Annotated in this window: 1 pseudogene; it reads left to right on the top strand. The window is 67.9% G+C overall.

Annotated features, from left to right (window positions below):
* Positions 1 to 421: pseudogene (locus M3194_RS30955) on the top strand (hypothetical protein); the annotation flags it as partial.

The following is a 421-nucleotide window of genomic DNA, read 5'->3' as shown; positions in this document are numbered from 1 at the left end:
CAGCAATCCGCCGGAGCTGCTGCGCTATGACGCCACCGGCGCCCGGCTGGACGACGTGCGCTTTCATCCCGCCTGGCACCTGCTGATGCAGGGGCTGTGCGCGAACCGGGTACATAACCTCGCCTGGCAGGAGGATGCCCGCGAAGGCGCGTTTGTCGCCCGCGCCGCCCGCTTTCTGCTCCATGCCCAGGTGGAGGCCGGGACGTTGTGCCCGATTACCATGACCTTCGCCGCAACGCCCCTGCTGCAGCACGCCCTGCCCGCGCCCATTCGCGACTGGCTGTCGCCGCTGCTGAGCGACCGTTACGATCCGCACCTTGCGCCTGGCGGCCAGAAGCGCGGCCTGCTGATCGGCATGGGGATGACCGAGAAGCAAGGGGGGTCTGATGTGCTGAGCAATACCACTCGCGCGGAGAAAACG

The sequence above is a fragment of the Paenibacillus glycanilyticus genome (genome assembly GCF_023715145.1).
Classification (GTDB): domain Bacteria; phylum Bacillota; class Bacilli; order Paenibacillales; family Paenibacillaceae; genus Pristimantibacillus; species Pristimantibacillus glycanilyticus_A.
The sequence above is the reverse complement of the archived record's forward strand: the minus strand, read 5'-3'. Positions and strand labels throughout refer to the sequence as shown.